General features: G+C 52.0%; 16 protein-coding genes. 11 read left to right on the top strand and 5 right to left on the bottom strand.

Annotated elements, in window-relative coordinates; all coding sequences use genetic code 11:
* Positions 1-33: 33 nt before the first annotated feature.
* Positions 34-951 carry a LysR family transcriptional regulator gene (locus NYE26_RS15810; RefSeq protein ID WP_051478110.1) on the bottom strand — a complete coding sequence of 306 codons (918 nt, stop codon included), beginning with the start codon at positions 949-951 and terminating at the stop codon, positions 34-36.
* A gap of 260 nt (positions 952-1,211) precedes the next feature.
* On the opposite strand from NYE26_RS15810, the gene NYE26_RS15805 reads away from it, so the two are divergent.
* The 7 genes from NYE26_RS15805 (at position 1,212) to NYE26_RS15775 (ending at position 6,743) form a co-directional block, all read left to right on the top strand.
* On the top strand, positions 1,212-2,165 hold the full coding sequence (locus NYE26_RS15805; protein ID WP_339257216.1) for a phosphate ABC transporter substrate-binding protein PstS family protein: 954 nt from the start codon (positions 1,212-1,214) through the stop codon (positions 2,163-2,165).
* Between the two features lie 97 nt (positions 2,166-2,262).
* Entirely contained in the window at positions 2,263-3,165 is a 903-nt protein-coding gene (gene pstC, locus NYE26_RS15800) for a phosphate ABC transporter permease subunit PstC (protein WP_200869555.1), read from the top strand.
* The gene (gene pstA, locus NYE26_RS15795; RefSeq protein ID WP_339257214.1) at positions 3,162-4,058 is read left to right on the top strand and encodes a phosphate ABC transporter permease PstA; all 897 of its coding nucleotides are present in this window, start codon (positions 3,162-3,164) and stop codon (positions 4,056-4,058) included. The genes pstC and pstA overlap by 4 nt, the downstream gene beginning before the upstream one ends.
* A gap of 97 nt (positions 4,059-4,155) precedes the next feature.
* Positions 4,156-4,932 carry a phosphate ABC transporter ATP-binding protein PstB gene (gene pstB / locus NYE26_RS15790; protein ID WP_036695365.1) on the top strand — a complete coding sequence of 259 codons (777 nt, stop codon included), beginning with the start codon at positions 4,156-4,158 and terminating at the stop codon, positions 4,930-4,932.
* Positions 4,933-5,022: 90 nt separating this feature from the next.
* Positions 5,023-5,361 carry a hypothetical protein gene (locus NYE26_RS15785; protein ID WP_339257212.1) on the top strand — a complete coding sequence of 113 codons (339 nt, stop codon included), beginning with the start codon at positions 5,023-5,025 and terminating at the stop codon, positions 5,359-5,361.
* A gap of 76 nt (positions 5,362-5,437) precedes the next feature.
* Positions 5,438-6,166: an MBL fold metallo-hydrolase gene (locus NYE26_RS15780; protein ID WP_339257210.1), complete on the top strand. Its 729-nt coding sequence runs from the start codon at positions 5,438-5,440 to the stop codon at positions 6,164-6,166.
* On the top strand, positions 6,159-6,743 hold the full coding sequence (locus tag NYE26_RS15775) for a TetR/AcrR family transcriptional regulator (protein WP_209873878.1): 585 nt from the start codon (positions 6,159-6,161) through the stop codon (positions 6,741-6,743). The genes NYE26_RS15780 and NYE26_RS15775 overlap by 8 nt, the downstream gene beginning before the upstream one ends.
* Positions 6,744-6,781: 38 nt before the next feature.
* Here the strand turns inward: NYE26_RS15775 and NYE26_RS15770 are convergent, their stop codons facing one another.
* Positions 6,782-7,441, bottom strand: coding sequence for a metalloregulator ArsR/SmtB family transcription factor (locus NYE26_RS15770; protein ID WP_339257204.1), 660 nt, complete (start codon positions 7,439-7,441; stop codon positions 6,782-6,784).
* Between the two features lie 168 nt (positions 7,442-7,609).
* Between NYE26_RS15770 and NYE26_RS15765 the strand changes: the two genes are divergently transcribed.
* The 3 genes from NYE26_RS15765 (at position 7,610) to NYE26_RS15755 (ending at position 10,466) form a co-directional block, all read left to right on the top strand.
* Entirely contained in the window at positions 7,610-9,016 is a 1,407-nt protein-coding gene (locus NYE26_RS15765) for an MFS transporter (protein ID WP_339257202.1), read from the top strand.
* A gap of 315 nt (positions 9,017-9,331) precedes the next feature.
* Positions 9,332-9,691, top strand: coding sequence for an iron-sulfur cluster assembly accessory protein (locus NYE26_RS15760; protein ID WP_339257200.1), 360 nt, complete (start codon positions 9,332-9,334; stop codon positions 9,689-9,691).
* Positions 9,692-9,773: 82 nt separating this feature from the next.
* Positions 9,774-10,466, top strand: coding sequence for a hypothetical protein (locus NYE26_RS15755; protein WP_339257198.1), 693 nt, complete (start codon positions 9,774-9,776; stop codon positions 10,464-10,466).
* A 159-nt stretch (positions 10,467-10,625) separates the two neighbouring features.
* On the opposite strand, the gene NYE26_RS15750 is transcribed toward NYE26_RS15755, so the two are convergent.
* The 3 genes from NYE26_RS15750 to NYE26_RS15740 all read right to left on the bottom strand — a co-directional run bounded on the left by NYE26_RS15750 (position 10,626) and on the right by NYE26_RS15740 (position 13,830).
* Complete coding sequence (locus tag NYE26_RS15750; protein ID WP_155991496.1) at positions 10,626-10,802, bottom strand: hypothetical protein; 177 nt, start codon at positions 10,800-10,802, stop codon at positions 10,626-10,628.
* 502 nt (positions 10,803-11,304) lie between these two features.
* Positions 11,305-12,534 (bottom strand): aminopeptidase, encoded by a 1,230-nt coding sequence (locus tag NYE26_RS15745; protein ID WP_339257507.1) that lies wholly within the window; start codon positions 12,532-12,534, stop codon positions 11,305-11,307.
* Between the two features lie 51 nt (positions 12,535-12,585).
* Positions 12,586-13,830, bottom strand: a complete 1,245-nt coding sequence (locus NYE26_RS15740; RefSeq protein WP_200869557.1) for an aminopeptidase — start codon at positions 13,828-13,830, stop codon at positions 12,586-12,588.
* Positions 13,831-13,992: 162 nt separating this feature from the next.
* Between NYE26_RS15740 and NYE26_RS15735 the strand changes: the two genes are divergently transcribed.
* On the top strand, positions 13,993-14,274 hold the full coding sequence (locus tag NYE26_RS15735) for a hypothetical protein (RefSeq protein ID WP_036726604.1): 282 nt from the start codon (positions 13,993-13,995) through the stop codon (positions 14,272-14,274).
* Positions 14,275-14,307: the final 33 nt, after the last annotated feature.

Genomic DNA, 14,307 nt, shown 5'->3' with positions numbered 1-14,307 from the left:
GTTCACCACCACACGGTATCCCCGTTAGCGCAGTTACACAGGCGCTCCGGGGATACCGTTTATTTGTGCAGAACCCGCTGCCATCCCGGCAAAAGCCTGCTGGAGCGGGGAAAGCGTATAGTCCTTGCGCCAGGCAAGCACAAAGGAGCCGTCAGCCGGAAGAATTCCGGGCAGCTTCGCATAAGCCAGTCGGCCCGCCGCTACTTCACCCTCAATCCCGGAGCGGGAGAACACGCCCACCATTCTGCCTGTGTACAGCATCCCCTTGACGGCCTCCGGCGAGCCCAGTACCGCATGGTTCCAGACCCTTACGTTATTAAGCTGTGCCCACTGGTCGGAGATTCCGCGCAAGAAGGAGGCGGCTTCATGCTGCACCCAAGGCTCGCGGGCTACGGCTTGGGCGGTCAGCTCCTGCTCCCCCGCAAAGGGATGCTCCGGCGCAAAGACCAGCACGGTCTCCTCTTCCGCAATCACCTGCGTATGGAAGGTATCATCCTGGCCCTCTGCACTATGCAGCACGGCGAGCTGGATATCCCGGCTGCGCAGACGTTCCCGGATGGCGTCATCCGGCAGTACGGATAAGTAGACATCGATCCCGTCATATTGCTGTGTGAATTGCGACAGCAGTTTGGGCACAAGATAACTGGCAGGGATATCGCTTGCGGTAAGCTCCAGATTCCCCGAGGCGAGCGAGGTGAACTGTTTGACCGTCCGCTCGGCCTCGGCGCTCAGCGAGACAATACGGACCGCATATTGATACAAGGCGCGTCCGGCATCCGTCAGCAGGACCCGGCCGCTCCGGTACTGGAAGAGGGAAGCGCCAAGCTCACTCTCCAGACTTTTCATATGGAAGGAGACGGTTGGCTGCTTAAGATTCATCTCGGCGGCGACATCCGTTACTTTTTTATATTTTTCGATGAGAACTAAGATTTGCAGCTTTACAAGGTTCATGAAGATTCCTCCGGGGATGGGGCAGAAAGACCCCTATTGTTGTTTCGATATAGATTTTATCTATTCAACTACTCAATTAATATTATAACTTTTATCCTCCGGTTTACAAACTCAGTACTTTTATCTAACGAACGGGCCCTAGAATAAGAAGAGTCAGAAGAGACGCTGATAGACACACAATAATGCTTCCCAAGTGAGTTTTGTACGAAGCAGATGGAACGCAGCAGACACTCACAAAACCTTTAGGAGGAAAAAAAACAATGCAATTCAAAAAATCGTGGATCATGGCTTTGACTCTTACCAGCGTACTGGCACTTTCAGCATGCGGCAACGGAAACAACGGGGGAAATAAGGCAACAACCAATAACGGAGGGAATACACCGGCTGCTACAAACACAGAATCCAGCAGCGGTGCGAAGCTGAGTGGTTCGGTCCTGGCATCAGGCTCCACAGCACTTCAGCCGCTCGTAGAGCAGGTCGCTGAGAAATTCATGGATGCGAATGCAGGCGTGGACATTCAGGTTCAAGGCGGCGGCAGCGGAACAGGCTTGACTCAGGTCTCTGAGAAGCAAGTCGATATCGGGAACTCGGACGTATTCGCTGAAGAGAAGCTGAAGGATGCTGCAAAGGCGGCTGAGCTGGTGGATCATCAGGTGGCGGTTGTAGCGATTGCGGCAGTAAGCAACCCGGCGGCAGGCGTAGACAGCTTGACCAAGCAACAGCTGGTGGATATTTTCACAGGTAAAATCACGAACTGGAAAGAGGTCGGCGGTGCAGACCAGGCCATCCAGATCATCAACCGTCCAGCAAGCTCAGGTACCCGTGCTACCTTTGAGAGCTTCGCCCTTGGTACCAAAACCGAGGATCTGAAGAAATCGATCCAGGAGGATTCCTCCGGTACAGTTAAGAAAATGATCGGCGAAACACCAGGAGCTATCGGTTATCTGGCACTGTCCTACCTGGATGATTCCGTAAAAACATTAAACTATGACGGCGTAGAGCCTTCTGTAGACAACGTAGTGGCCGGTAAATATCCGGTATGGGCTTACGAGCACATGTACACTAACGGTGAACCTAATGAGACTGTAAAAGCGTTCCTGGATTACTTCCTGACGGATGAAGTACAGACTGGCGACGTGGTCGAGCTTGGCTACATCCCGGCTTCCAAAATGCAGGTATCGCGTGATGTTGCAGGTACTGTAACACCTAAATAAGCTTCAACGGTTCACAGTTGGGATTGGATTTAAACTTTAATGTGATTAGAGGCGGATAAACTCTGCCTCTCTTTTCACTTTAGAAAGAGGGAGCATCTTGAGGGGACAACCAACAAACAAGCGGCTGGAAAAACATCATATAGAAAATTTAATCGGACGTATTTATATGTCCTTTTGCGTGCTGCTGCTCATTGTCATCATTATATCCATGGTCTATTTCGTAGCCTCCAAAGGCGTGGCCAACTTCGTGAGCGGTGAGGTCAAGGTCTCTGAATTCCTGTTCGGCACGAAGTGGTCACCTGAAGCAGACACACCTTCCTACGGAGCCTTCCCGTTCATCTCGGGTTCCTTCCTGGTCACACTGCTGGCTGCGCTTATCGCAAGTCCGCTCAGTATCTGCGCTGCGCTCTTCATGACAGAGATTGTGCCGGGCTGGGGTAAAAAGCTGCTGCAGCCGGTGATCGAGCTGCTGTCAGGTATTCCATCTGTTGTCTACGGGTTTGTAGGCTTAAGCGTCATTGTTCCATTTCTGCGGGATACGCTGCCCGGACAGGGCATCGGGGTGGCTGCAGGCGCGCTAGTGCTGTCGGTCATGATTCTGCCGACGATTACCAGCGTGGCTGCAGACGCGCTTGCTTCATTGCCGCAAAACTTGAAAGAATCATCCTTTGCGCTCGGTGCCACACGCTGGCAGACGATCTCCCGGGTTATTCTCCCGACGACCTTCCCGGCGATTATGACGGGTGTAGTGCTTGGCATGGCCCGCGCCTTCGGCGAGGCTCTTGCTGTGCAGATGGTTATCGGTAACGCGCCGTTCGTGCCTCACTCCCTGTTCGAGTCCGCGTCCACCCTTACCAGTGTCATCACGCTGGGCATGGGGAATACCACGATGGGTTCACCGCAGAACAATGCGCTGTGGAGTATGGCGCTGGTGCTGATGCTGATGACCTTCGTATTCGTCCTGCTGGTGAGAATGCTCGAAAGGAGAAATAAAATTTGAAGCCGAGAACTGCGAATAAAATAGCCACTGTCATTATCGTAACCTTTGCATTGCTGATCGTTGCCATCCTGGTTAGCTTACTCGGATATATTCTGATCCGCGGTTTCAATCATATTAGCTGGGACTTCCTGACCTCTGCGCCGCAAAAGATCCGCGCAGGCGGAGGCGTCGGGCCGCAGCTGTTCAACTCATTGTTCCTGCTGGTGCTGACCTTGATCATCACGGTACCGCTGGGGCTGGGTGCCGGAATCTTCATGGCGGAGTATGCCCGTCCCGGCAAGCTGACCAACTTCATCCGTCTGGTCGTGGAGGTATTGTCTTCCTTCCCGTCGATTATCGTGGGTCTGTTCGGTCTCTTGCTGATCGTCAACACCTTCAATCTCGGTTTCTCCCTGATCTCGGGTGCGCTCGCGTTAACCTTCTTTAACCTTCCGCTAATGGTACGTATCACGGAACAAGCCTTCCGCACGGTCCCTAAGCAGCAGAAGGAGGCAGGCTTCGCACTCGGATTATCCAAGTGGAAGATCGTTACCTCGGTCTTGCTCCCGGTAGCGTTGCCGACGATCATCACCGGCACGATTCTGTCGGCTGGCCGTGTGTTCGGCGAAGCAGCCGCGCTGATGTTCACCGCAGGGATGAGCAGCCCGCGCCTGGACTTCAGCAACTGGAATCCGCTTAGCCCATCCTCACCGCTCAATCCTTTCCGTCCGGCGGAGACGCTGGCGGTGCACATCTGGAAGGTCAACAGTGAGGGCCTGGCCCCGGATGCACTTCAGATCGCAGCGGGTGCTTCAGCCGTCCTGGTGCTGACCGTATTAATCTTCAATCTGGCTGCCCGTTACTTCGGCAGATTCATCTACCGCAAGCTTACTGCATCCAAGAGAATGAGCTAGGCTTGTTACACACAGGGAGGGCACAGGCTTCCGAAGCGAGTTTTGCGCAGAAGAGTCAGAACGTGTAAGCTATCAGAACTTTTAGGAGGAGTAAGGGATGGGAATAGCAGAGCCAGTCGTACGCGAATCATTTCAAACGGAGGATCTGAGTATTTATTATGGGACGTATGAGGCAGTGAAGGGGATTAGCCTTCCTTTTGCCCAGAATACGGTTACCGCATTGATCGGCCCGTCGGGCTGCGGGAAATCAACCTTTCTCCGTTCACTGAACCGGATGAATGACGATATCTCCGGCTCTACGACCAAGGGCAGCATCTGGATTGACGGTGTGGATATCAATGCTACAGGCACGGATGTAATCAAGCTGCGGCAAAAGATCGGCATGGTCTGGCAGAAGCCCAATCCGTTCTATAAATCGATCTACGACAATATCGCCTTCGGCCCGAAATATCATGGCATCAAGGGCAAGCAGGCGCTGGATGAAATCGTCGAGAGCAGCCTGCGCCGCGCCGCCCTGTGGGACGAGGTCAAGGACCGCTTGAAGGATTCCGCTCTGGCGTTGTCCGGCGGACAGCAGCAGCGTCTGTGTATCGCCCGGGCGCTGTCGGTCAACCCGCAGATCCTGCTGCTTGATGAGCCGGCCTCGGCCCTTGACCCGGTCTCGACCGGTAAGGTGGAGGAGCTGATCAAGGAGCTGAAGGAGGAGCTGCGCATCGTAATCGTCACCCACAACATGCAGCAGGCCGCACGGATCTCGGATTACACCGCCTACTTCTATCTCGGCTCTCTGGTGGAATACGACAAGACCGAGAAGGTCTTCACGAACCCCGAGAACCAGATGACGCAGGAATACATTATGGGCCGGTTTGGCTGATTGGGAGACGGGCCGGGACGCGTATAGAAGGGAATAGACAAATTCGATCACACTGATCGTTCAGGACACCATCCAATGCGGGTGGTGTTTTTGGCTGTTCAGGAGATAATCAGCCGCGAGGGGGGCGGACTCAATGTAATCGAAAAACCGATTACATTGGGCGGAGCGAGGGCGTGCGGACTCAATGTAATCGAAAAACCGATCACATTGGGCGGAGCGAGGGCGTGCGGACTCAATGTAATCGAAAAACCGATCACATTGCGCGGAGCGAGGGCGGGCGGACGCAATGTAATCGAAAAACCGATTACATTGCGCGGAGCGAGGGCGTGCGGACCCAATGTAATCGAAAAACCGATTACATTGGACTGGCGCGAGGAGCAGGGACCGGATGTCGCCACACCGCTGTGTAAGCCGTTAACTTTTGTATGAGTAAATATCTCTTGATAAACTAATCTAATTAGTTTATATTTTTACTAATGATATTAGTTTCGAGGAGGAAGTTACGATGAGAGTAACAAGAGAAGGCCATTTGCATCAGCTTACGTGGCTGCCGCGTATTTTTCCAGTGAATTGCTATTTGATCGAGGAAGAACAGGAGCTTACACTTATTGACGCGGGAATGTCCTATAGTCTGCAAGGGATTCTGAATCAGGTTGCCAAGCTTGGTAAGCCGCTGACCCGTATTATTCTCACTCATGGTCATATGGATCATGTCGGGGCGCTTGATGCCTTGAAAAAGGAGGTGCCGGAGGCTAAGGTCTATATCTCGGAGCGGGATGCTGCATTGTTGGCTGGTGACCGCTCGCTCAGAGCCGGTGAGCTGCAGACTCCTATTAAGGGCAGTGTACCCGCCAAAATAGTGACCCGCCCCGACATTCTACTGCATGACGGCGATAGCATCGGCTCGCTGACAGCGTTCAGCACTCCCGGACATACGCCGGGATCGATGTCTTTTCAGGACCAGCGCAGTGGAGCGCTGATCGCTGGTGATGCGTTCCAGACCTTCCGGGCCACGGCGGTGTCCGGCAAGAAGGTTCCCTGGTTTCCTTTTCCGGCTATGGCGACTTGGAGCCCCGAACAGGCCTTAGTCAGTGCCTACAGGCTGATTGATCTTGCCCCTTCTGTACTGGCGGTAGGACATGGTGATCTGCTTATAGCTCCGGTAGAGGCGATGAAGCGGGCGGCTGCGGAGGCCGAAGGGCAAGTAAAGGGAGGAGAGAGGGTACATGGCTAGAGCAGGTCTGGACACGCACACGCTGGTACTGGCTGCCGCAGAGCTGGCGGATGAATACGGGATGGAAGCAGTGACGCTGGCTGCACTTGCCGCGAAGCTGGGTGTCCGTTCTCCGTCACTCTATAATCACATCAACGGGCTTGCGGGGCTGCGTACACTGATGGCGGTATATGGTCTGGAGCAGCTGTATGAGGTCATATCGGAGGCAACGGAGGGGCTAAGCGGAGAGGCTGCAGTACATGCCATGAGTCAGGCATACATCGGATTCACCAGAGCGCACCCGGGGCTGTATCAGACGACGCTAAAAGCACCCGAACAAGGAGACACCGCTCTGGAAGCGGCGGGCGGGAAGATCCTGTCGCTCATCATCCAGGTGATATCCGCATTCGGCTTGGATGAGGAAGGCAATCTGCATGCCGTCCGTGGACTGCGGAGTATACTGCACGGATTCTCCACCTTGGAGCACCAGGGCGGATTTGGAATGCCGCTGGACCTGAATGTCACTCTCACCCGGCTGATTAACACCTATATTGCGGGAATCCGCTGTATGGGATCGGACGCAGACAGCCTGAAATAACAACAAAGAGCAATCTCCAAGTGAGGTTGCTCTTGTTGTCACGGCTTATGTTGCCTAACGGTGTAAATACAGTTTCTGCCTCCCTGTAAAATGTACTCCCCTCGTTCAATATGAACATCATCTCCTAGAACCGTTCTGAATAAATGCAACTCATTCTTGCATAACCCGGTACATACAGCCGCCGCTTCACAGATCGGGCAATGTTTCTCGATGAATAAGAGACTGCCATCCTCCTGCTCCTTAACCTCGGCCATATAACCTTCATTCGTTCGAATCTCAGCCAATTTCTCCAATTTCTCTCTCACATCCGATGCAGCGCCAAGATGCTGAAGATATTGTGCCTGCATATTTTTATTTCGAACATCCAGAAGCTTGTCCAGCCCTTCATTGCCAAATGCCTCTTTCATCGAATTAATGAGACTGATGGATAAATCCGAATATCCGCTTGGAAAAAAACGATTAGCCGCGGGAGTTAATATCCACAGCTTGGTGGGGCGGCCCATGGGACGCGCCTCTTCCACATTGGTAACCAATCCTTCTTCCTTCAGTGCATTCAAATGCTGACGAATAGCCATTCCAGACAACGAAAATTGAGAGGAGAGGGTTATAACATCCATGCCCCCACGCTCCTTTAACAGATCAATGATCGCTCTTCGGGTACTGGTGGAGACATCCTTTTTGATTTGATTCCGGCTCATGGTGCACCTCCTGTTTGAAGCAACTGAATCTACATCACTCCCTACATTTTAAACAAAAATGTTGACAAAGTCAAAGCCGGACTGTAGCTTAGACATTATAAACAAAAATGTTTACTAAGTATCCGGATACGATGTATACATACCAAACTTTCTTGGAGGTCACCATTCATGTCGTCTAATCATCAAAGTATTTTCAGTCCGCGTTACTTTGCACTATCCATAGGAATTATCCTGTCAGTGATGGCCGTTGGATTCGAAGGTCTGTCCGTAACCACCATTGCTCCTTCGATTGCCGGAGACTTGAACGGTCTTAGCTTGTTCGGGTGGATATTCAGTACGTATCTGCTTGCACAGATTATCGGAACGCTGGTCGTCGGTCGGATCATAGATAAAAGAGGCCCTGCTGCACCCTTCACTTATGCGCTGTTGTTGTTTATCGCAGGACTGGTCGCTGCTGCAACAGCAGGCGATATGTATATCATGATTGGATCACGGGCCCTGCAAGGTTTGGGTGCCGGAGCTATGATGACTTGTGTGTATACGGCTATTTCCTTAAGTTACCCGGATGAGTTACGTGCCAAAATACTTGGAGCCTTTGGTACAGCCTATGTTCTTCCGTCCATGCTCGGTCCATATGTAGCAGGCCTTATAGCAGATCAGTGGTCCTGGCGGTTTGTTTTCTGGGGGATCTTACCTGTGCTGGTTGTTTCAGCAGTGCTTAGTTTACCTGCTTTCAGGAAATTGAAAGTGCAGCAGACGGGAGGGGCTAGCGGATCTTCATCTACTTGGATGGCGTTACTCTTAACGATGGGTACAGGCCTTTTCCTGATTGCTCTAAGTATGCTTCCGAGTATGATGGGATTTGTCTTCGGCCTGATTGGCCTCGTCGGTATGATATTACCGCTCCGTCAATTGCTGCCTAAGGGAACGCTTACGCTGCGAAGAGGGATGCCAGCGATTCTGGCAACACGCGGGCTGTTCTTCGCTGCCTATGCCAGCACACAGAATTTCCTGGTATTGGCTCTTATTGATGTGAGAGGAATTACACCTTCTCAGGCGGGTTTAATCGTAGCGAGTGCTGCACTAAGCTGGTGTATCATTGCGTATGTGCAAGGACGTTGGGATGCGGCAGATCAGGGCCGTGGACGTCATATGAGAATTATTCTGGGGGTATTTCTGCTTGCCATAGGGATTGCCATCGTCTTTTGGATACCGGTTGTTTCTATTGCCGTTGCAGTTATGGGTCAGATCATCGCCGGGGTCGGCATTGGATTGGCGCATCCGGTTAGCGGTGTTGTAGCCTTTTCCCAAACAGGGGAAGGCGGCGCGGGCCAAACCTCGGCAAATCTGCAATTTGCGGATTCTTTTACACCCGGTGTAGTTATCGGGATTGGGGGTTCCATCCTTGTAGTGTGTCAGGCTGCTGGAATGTCACTGCAATCCGGCTTAATTGTAGCCATGGGCTTCCATCTCTTGTTGATCGTCATAAGTATCATTGCCAGCACCCGGATCTCACCGCAATCCATCAAGAATGCTGATCCTAAGAAAGAGGGTGTACCGGTCATTGTCCAATGAGGATAAGGAGAAACTTCTTATAGCCTATGACATCATCGGGTCTAAATGGACGATCCATATCTTATTCACTCTTTCTTGCGGTCCGAAGAAATTTAGCGAAATAACCCGGAGTATCCCTTCCATTACGCAAAGAATCCTTTCCCAGCGTTTAAAGGAGCTTCAACATCATAATCTGGTCAAGAGAACCAGTCCGCAGCGCCCTACAAAAACCATGTATGAACTTACACCAAAAGGAGTAGCCCTCGCTACGTTCATACCTTGTTTAATGGACTGGGGTTGCCAAAACTAAACTAAGCTTGTATAGGAGGAATGAAGATGAATATTGAGGTCAGTGAGATCGCAGCAGAGAAAATCGCCGAAATCTTATTAACCGCTGATACAAGGCACTCTTTTCTTAGAGTAGGTGTTGAAGAAGGGGGATGCAGCGGATTGTCTTATACCCTTGTCTTGGATGAGCAGCAAACAGAGGAGGATGTGGTGTTCAATAAAGATAAATTTCGTCTATTAGTTCACACGAAGAGTATTCCATATATCGATGGTCTCGAAATTGACTATGAACAAAGCGGAATGATAGGCGGATTCACCATGAATAACCCTAATGCCAAAGCCTCATGTGGATGCGGGGCCAGTTTTCGAATGGCTAACTATCGGGGCGAAGTTAAAAAATGTGATTAACCTGCAGGAAGTGAATTTTCCCGTTTATAGTGATAAGCTTAATTTGGTGTACAAGCCAGATTGATGTAGGAGGCTGAATGACGTGGGCAGAGCAGGTAAGCAAGAGAATGTAACCACCTTTGAAGAGATGGCTGAGGTAGTCGCCCGACTGGGGATTGTGCCGCTGGCACCCCTGATCCCGGAGCATCCGTCTGTGAACGGGCTGACGCTGGCGGAGAATTGGCATACGGATACAGAGCTGGACCCCTGGCGCTGGCGGGTCAGATTTCCCGGAGAAGGCTTAGCCGGCTACGGAAAATTCATCAAGAAAAAAGCCGTGCTCGTATCCCGCGAGTGGCTTCCGGCTTACTTGGCAGCGTTCGGGCCTCGGCAGTCTCTAGAAGAGCGGTATCAGAGCGGCCTGGCCACGAGAGAAGCACTGACTCTGCTGGAGATTATCCGGGCGAATGAGGGAATAGAGACACGCCAGCTGCGCTCTATGGCGGATATGAAGGCCAAGGAGAAGAAAACGGCTTTTGACAATGCAGTAACGGAGCTGCAAGGGTCTCTGGATATCGTAATCTCCGGCGTGAAGCAACGGGTGAATGCGGACGGAGAGCCGAATGGCTGGAACAGCACCTCTTTTGAAACCTCGGGGCACTGGATGCATGAAGCGGGCATTCTGCCCTTTGAGGGATCGAGAGAAGAGGCGATAGCCTGGTTGCGTTCACGTATGGAAGCGGCGTGGGCACCGGAGGCGGTTGCCTGGATCAACAAGGCGCTGGGCTGGAAGTAGACAAAGAACGGTAGTCCTTCATATGAAGAGGGCTGCCGTTTTTGGCGTTTTGACATGGGATACAAATAAAAACGGCTAATCTCATTCCCGCAGGAGACTGGCCGTAAGCGCTTACGAATATGTGATTGTACTGCGTATCTTGTGTATATTGAAGCAGCCTTACAGCATGGGGCCAAGGTAGGCAACCAGGAAGTACAGGAATCCGAACAGCAGCATGATGTAGGCGGTGTACTTGATGGCGTCGGAGGCAACGATACTTAAGTCTTTGGGAGCCTGGACTTCCAGACGTTCTGTTTCCATAGAATCCGTGTTGTCATGAGTGAAAGTTTCTTTCATCTGAATTCCCTCCTTAGATTATTCATGGACTAAAACATTCCTCTTTTGGAACTGTAAACACTATCTATAATTGTATTGTGACATATTTGTGAACTAATTTCAACAATATTGTGAAAATTCTTTGACTGAATGTTCACATTTGGGCTATTTGGGTTGCTTTGACCCACTTAACTTCACCTTCGGTTGCACTTTATACAATAGATGAGCGCTATTTTCGCCGAAAAAATGGATCTATTGCACTTTATACACTAGAATTTTGAGAAAACGGGGGTTTGGAGCTGAAATCCGGAAATCTGTTGTACGAAATGCAGCAGAAGGTGTTTTAACCGTAGTTTCCGTGAATTCTATTGCAGAAAGTGCAATCAGCCACTCACTCATTAAATCTCATAGCACTCTCATCACATAGCACTCTCAGGGGAAAAGTCCCCTGGTAAACACAAAGACCCCGCCATATTCCTCAAGAGGAGATAGCGGGGTCTCATTCATAGTACAAAGATTAGGCTTACGCCCAGTCTCCATTACGGAAGATCGGGTCGGTGGAGCCGTCATCGGCAATTCCGTCGATATTCATCTCCGGGGAGCCCATCATGAAGTCTACATGAGTGAGACTTTGGTTCATGCCCTTGTCTACAAGCTGTTCCTTGCTCATATTAATGCCGTCCTGCAGGGTGAAGGCGTAGGAAGCGCCAAGTGCCAGATGGCAGGAAGCATTCTCGTCATACAGGGTAGTGTAATAGAGGATGCCGCTCTCCGAGATCGGGGAGTGGAAAGGCACAAGCGCCACTTCGCCGAAGTAGACGGCACCTTCATCCATGGCCAGCAGGGAAGCGAGGGCTTCCTGGCCCACTTCAGCGGTAAAGTCTGTAACTTTACCATTCTCCAGGGTCAGGCTGAAGCGGTCGATGATGTTGCCCCCATAGCTGAGCGGCTTCGTGCTGCGGACCGTGCCGTTCGCACCCGTCTTCAGCGGAGCGGTGAATACTTCCTCGGTCGGAATGTTCGCCAGGAAGGACATGCCGCGGCTGTTCACCGCACCCGCCTGACACCAGATATGTCCTTCAGGCAATTCGATCGTCAGATCGGTGCCCGGAGCCGTGTAGTGCAGCTTGCGGTATTTCTTCGCGTTCAACAGCTCACAGCGCTGCTTCAAGCCGGCCAGATGGACACTCCAGGCCTGCACCGGATTCTCCTGGTCTGCGCGCACGGCCTTGAAGATGGCGTCCCAGAGCAGTTCAATCTGCTGCTCAGGCGCAGCATCCGGGAACACCTTCGCGGCCCAAGAGGCGGATGGGAAGGCGAGGCCGGTCCAGCTGACCTGGTTAGCCATCAGCATCTCGCGGTAAGGAGCCATAGCTTGACCGGCGGTCTTCTGATGGTCCGCAATGCGGCTTGCATCTACTCCGTTCAGCAAGTCCGGATTCGCGGAGATGACTGTCAGGAATGCCGCTCCGCCCCGTGCCAGATCCTCCAGCTCATCAGCCTGCCACTTCGGCGGCTCCAGGAAGCTCTCGGACGGTGCGAGATCATATCGGGTGCGGGTGACGAATTCATCGGAATAGTTAACCTTGACGAGCTTCGCACCTGCTTCATAGGCCTGGCGTACAATCAGGCGGACCAGCTCAGCCGATACGATATCCGCATTCACGACAAGGGTCTGGCCGGGTTGAATATTAACGCCGATCTTTACAGCGAGCAGTGCGTAATTCTCCAGCTTTTGGTTGAAATCCAGCAATAGCTTCAGCTCCATTCATTATCTAATGAAATGCAATAGCTTATAAAGGGGTTAGAAGGCCCAGTTGCCCTTCTGGAAGACCGGCTCGCGCGTACCGTCAGCGGTAATTCCGTAGATATCCATCTCGGCCGAGCCGATCATGAAGTCAACGTGAGTCACACTGTTATTGAGGCCGCGGTCGGTCAGTTCATCCTGGTTCATTTCTTTGCCGCCTTCCAGACAGAAGGCATAGGCAGTGCCAATAGCCAGATGGTTGGAGGCATTCTCGTCGAACAAGGTATTGAAGTAGAGAATCCCTGATTCCGAGATCGGCGACTGATGCGGCACAAGTGCAACTTCCCCGAGATACTTGGCGCCTTCATCCAGGCTGATCAGATATTCGAGGGCTTCCTGGCCCTGCTCAGCGCTCACACTGGTAATCCGGCCCTGTTCAAAAGTGATCGAGAAGCCGTCAATTACATTTCCGCCGTAGCTGAGCGGCTTCGTGCTGCGGACCGTACCGTTCACGCCTGTTTTCAGCGGAGCTGTGAACACTTCTTCCGTTGGCATGTTGGCGACAAAAGAATGACCTTTGGCATTGATGCTGTCCCCTTGCGCCCATAAATGGCCTTCAGGCAGCTCAATGCTAAGGTCAGTTCCGGGTGCTATGTAGTGCAGACTCGCGTACTTCTTCGCGTTAAGAACATTGGCCTTCGACTCCAGCGTGTCCAGATGCTCCTGCCAGGCGGCAACAGGGTCCTCACGGTCCAGACGGACGGTATGGAAGATGGCCTCCCACAGCTTGTCTACGCGCTGGTCAGCAGGGACCTCAGGGAACACCTTGTCTGCCCAAGGCTGGGACGGGATCGCTACAATGCTCCAGCTGACTTTGTCGGACATCTGCAATTCACGGTATTTCGTAAGCGCTGCGCCCCGTGTCTTCTGGAAGCTCGCAATCCGCTCAGGATCAATGCCTTTGAGGGCATCCGGGTTCTCGGCAATGACCGACAGGAAGGCGGCACCGTTCTCTGCAAGCTCAGTCATTTCACCGGCAAACCAGGTTGGGGCCTTGGTGAATACTTCGGGTGCGGCATGCTCGAACTGCTGGCGGGTAATGAACTCGTCACTCCAGTTCACCTTCACCTGGCTGGCGCCAATGGCATAAGCCTTGGCCGTAATCAGGCGGACGAACTCAGCCGCAGTGATCGGAGCGTTCACAACCAGGATTTGTCCCGGCTGAACATTCACACCGATTTGTACTGCTAAATCAGCGTATTTACTTAGCTTGTCCTGAAGCTCTGTTTCAGTCATTGACATTTCCTCCATTACCATAATTTTTAGCTCTGTATAAGCATTGTACTAAATTATTAACCGCCGGATGAAAAAAGTCAATTACAGCGCAAAAGGAAAGAGAAATGCTGACATATCAATGTTATACTGAATATTGTGGGCATGATCAGATGAAAGGAAGGAAAGAGGATGAACCTGGAAATCACCAAAGCAGAAATGAAACGCGTAGAGGATAGAAGTTTTGTGGGGAGAACGGTATTTACATTAGAGAATCACCGTTCCCCTTATGAGATTACATTCTTCAGCTCTCGTGGAACCGAATGGGATTACAGTCTGAGCTTCGCCGGTGAACCGGGGAGTGAGGAGCAGTTCCTGGAAGTGGATGCGCTGCTGGAGAATGACGATGATCTGTACAATCAGCTGTTGGATGCAGCACTGGATACCCAGGAGATCCCGGAAGAGGAAGCTTAAGCTTATTCCGGATATAACAATGCGACCCCGTCC

Origin of the sequence: Paenibacillus sp. FSL P2-0136, from assembly GCF_037975325.1 — a bacterium.
Taxonomy (GTDB): Bacteria; Bacillota; Bacilli; order Paenibacillales; family Paenibacillaceae; genus Paenibacillus_AQ; species Paenibacillus_AQ silagei.
Note: the sequence above shows the minus strand (reverse complement) of the source record. Positions and strands in the feature narration are given on the sequence as shown.

Excerpts from the sequence above, each read along its gene's own strand:
- NYE26_RS15810 (WP_051478110.1), bottom strand. The coding sequence starts at position 951 with ATGAACCTTGTAAAGCTGCAAATCTTAGTTCTCATCGAAAAATATAAA.
- NYE26_RS15805 (WP_339257216.1), top strand. The coding sequence starts at position 1,212 with ATGCAATTCAAAAAATCGTGGATCATGGCTTTGACTCTTACCAGCGTA.
- pstB (WP_036695365.1), top strand. The coding sequence starts at position 4,156 with ATGGGAATAGCAGAGCCAGTCGTACGCGAATCATTTCAAACGGAGGAT.
- NYE26_RS15780 (WP_339257210.1), top strand. The coding sequence starts at position 5,438 with ATGAGAGTAACAAGAGAAGGCCATTTGCATCAGCTTACGTGGCTGCCG.
- NYE26_RS15775 (WP_209873878.1), top strand. The coding sequence starts at position 6,159 with ATGGCTAGAGCAGGTCTGGACACGCACACGCTGGTACTGGCTGCCGCA.
- NYE26_RS15770 (WP_339257204.1), bottom strand. The coding sequence starts at position 7,441 with ATGAGCCGGAATCAAATCAAAAAGGATGTCTCCACCAGTACCCGAAGA.
- NYE26_RS15765 (WP_339257202.1), top strand. The coding sequence starts at position 7,610 with ATGTCGTCTAATCATCAAAGTATTTTCAGTCCGCGTTACTTTGCACTA.
- NYE26_RS15760 (WP_339257200.1), top strand. The coding sequence starts at position 9,332 with ATGAATATTGAGGTCAGTGAGATCGCAGCAGAGAAAATCGCCGAAATC.
- NYE26_RS15750 (WP_155991496.1), bottom strand. The coding sequence starts at position 10,802 with ATGAAAGAAACTTTCACTCATGACAACACGGATTCTATGGAAACAGAA.
- NYE26_RS15740 (WP_200869557.1), bottom strand. The coding sequence starts at position 13,830 with ATGTCAATGACTGAAACAGAGCTTCAGGACAAGCTAAGTAAATACGCT.
- NYE26_RS15735 (WP_036726604.1), top strand. The coding sequence starts at position 13,993 with ATGAACCTGGAAATCACCAAAGCAGAAATGAAACGCGTAGAGGATAGA.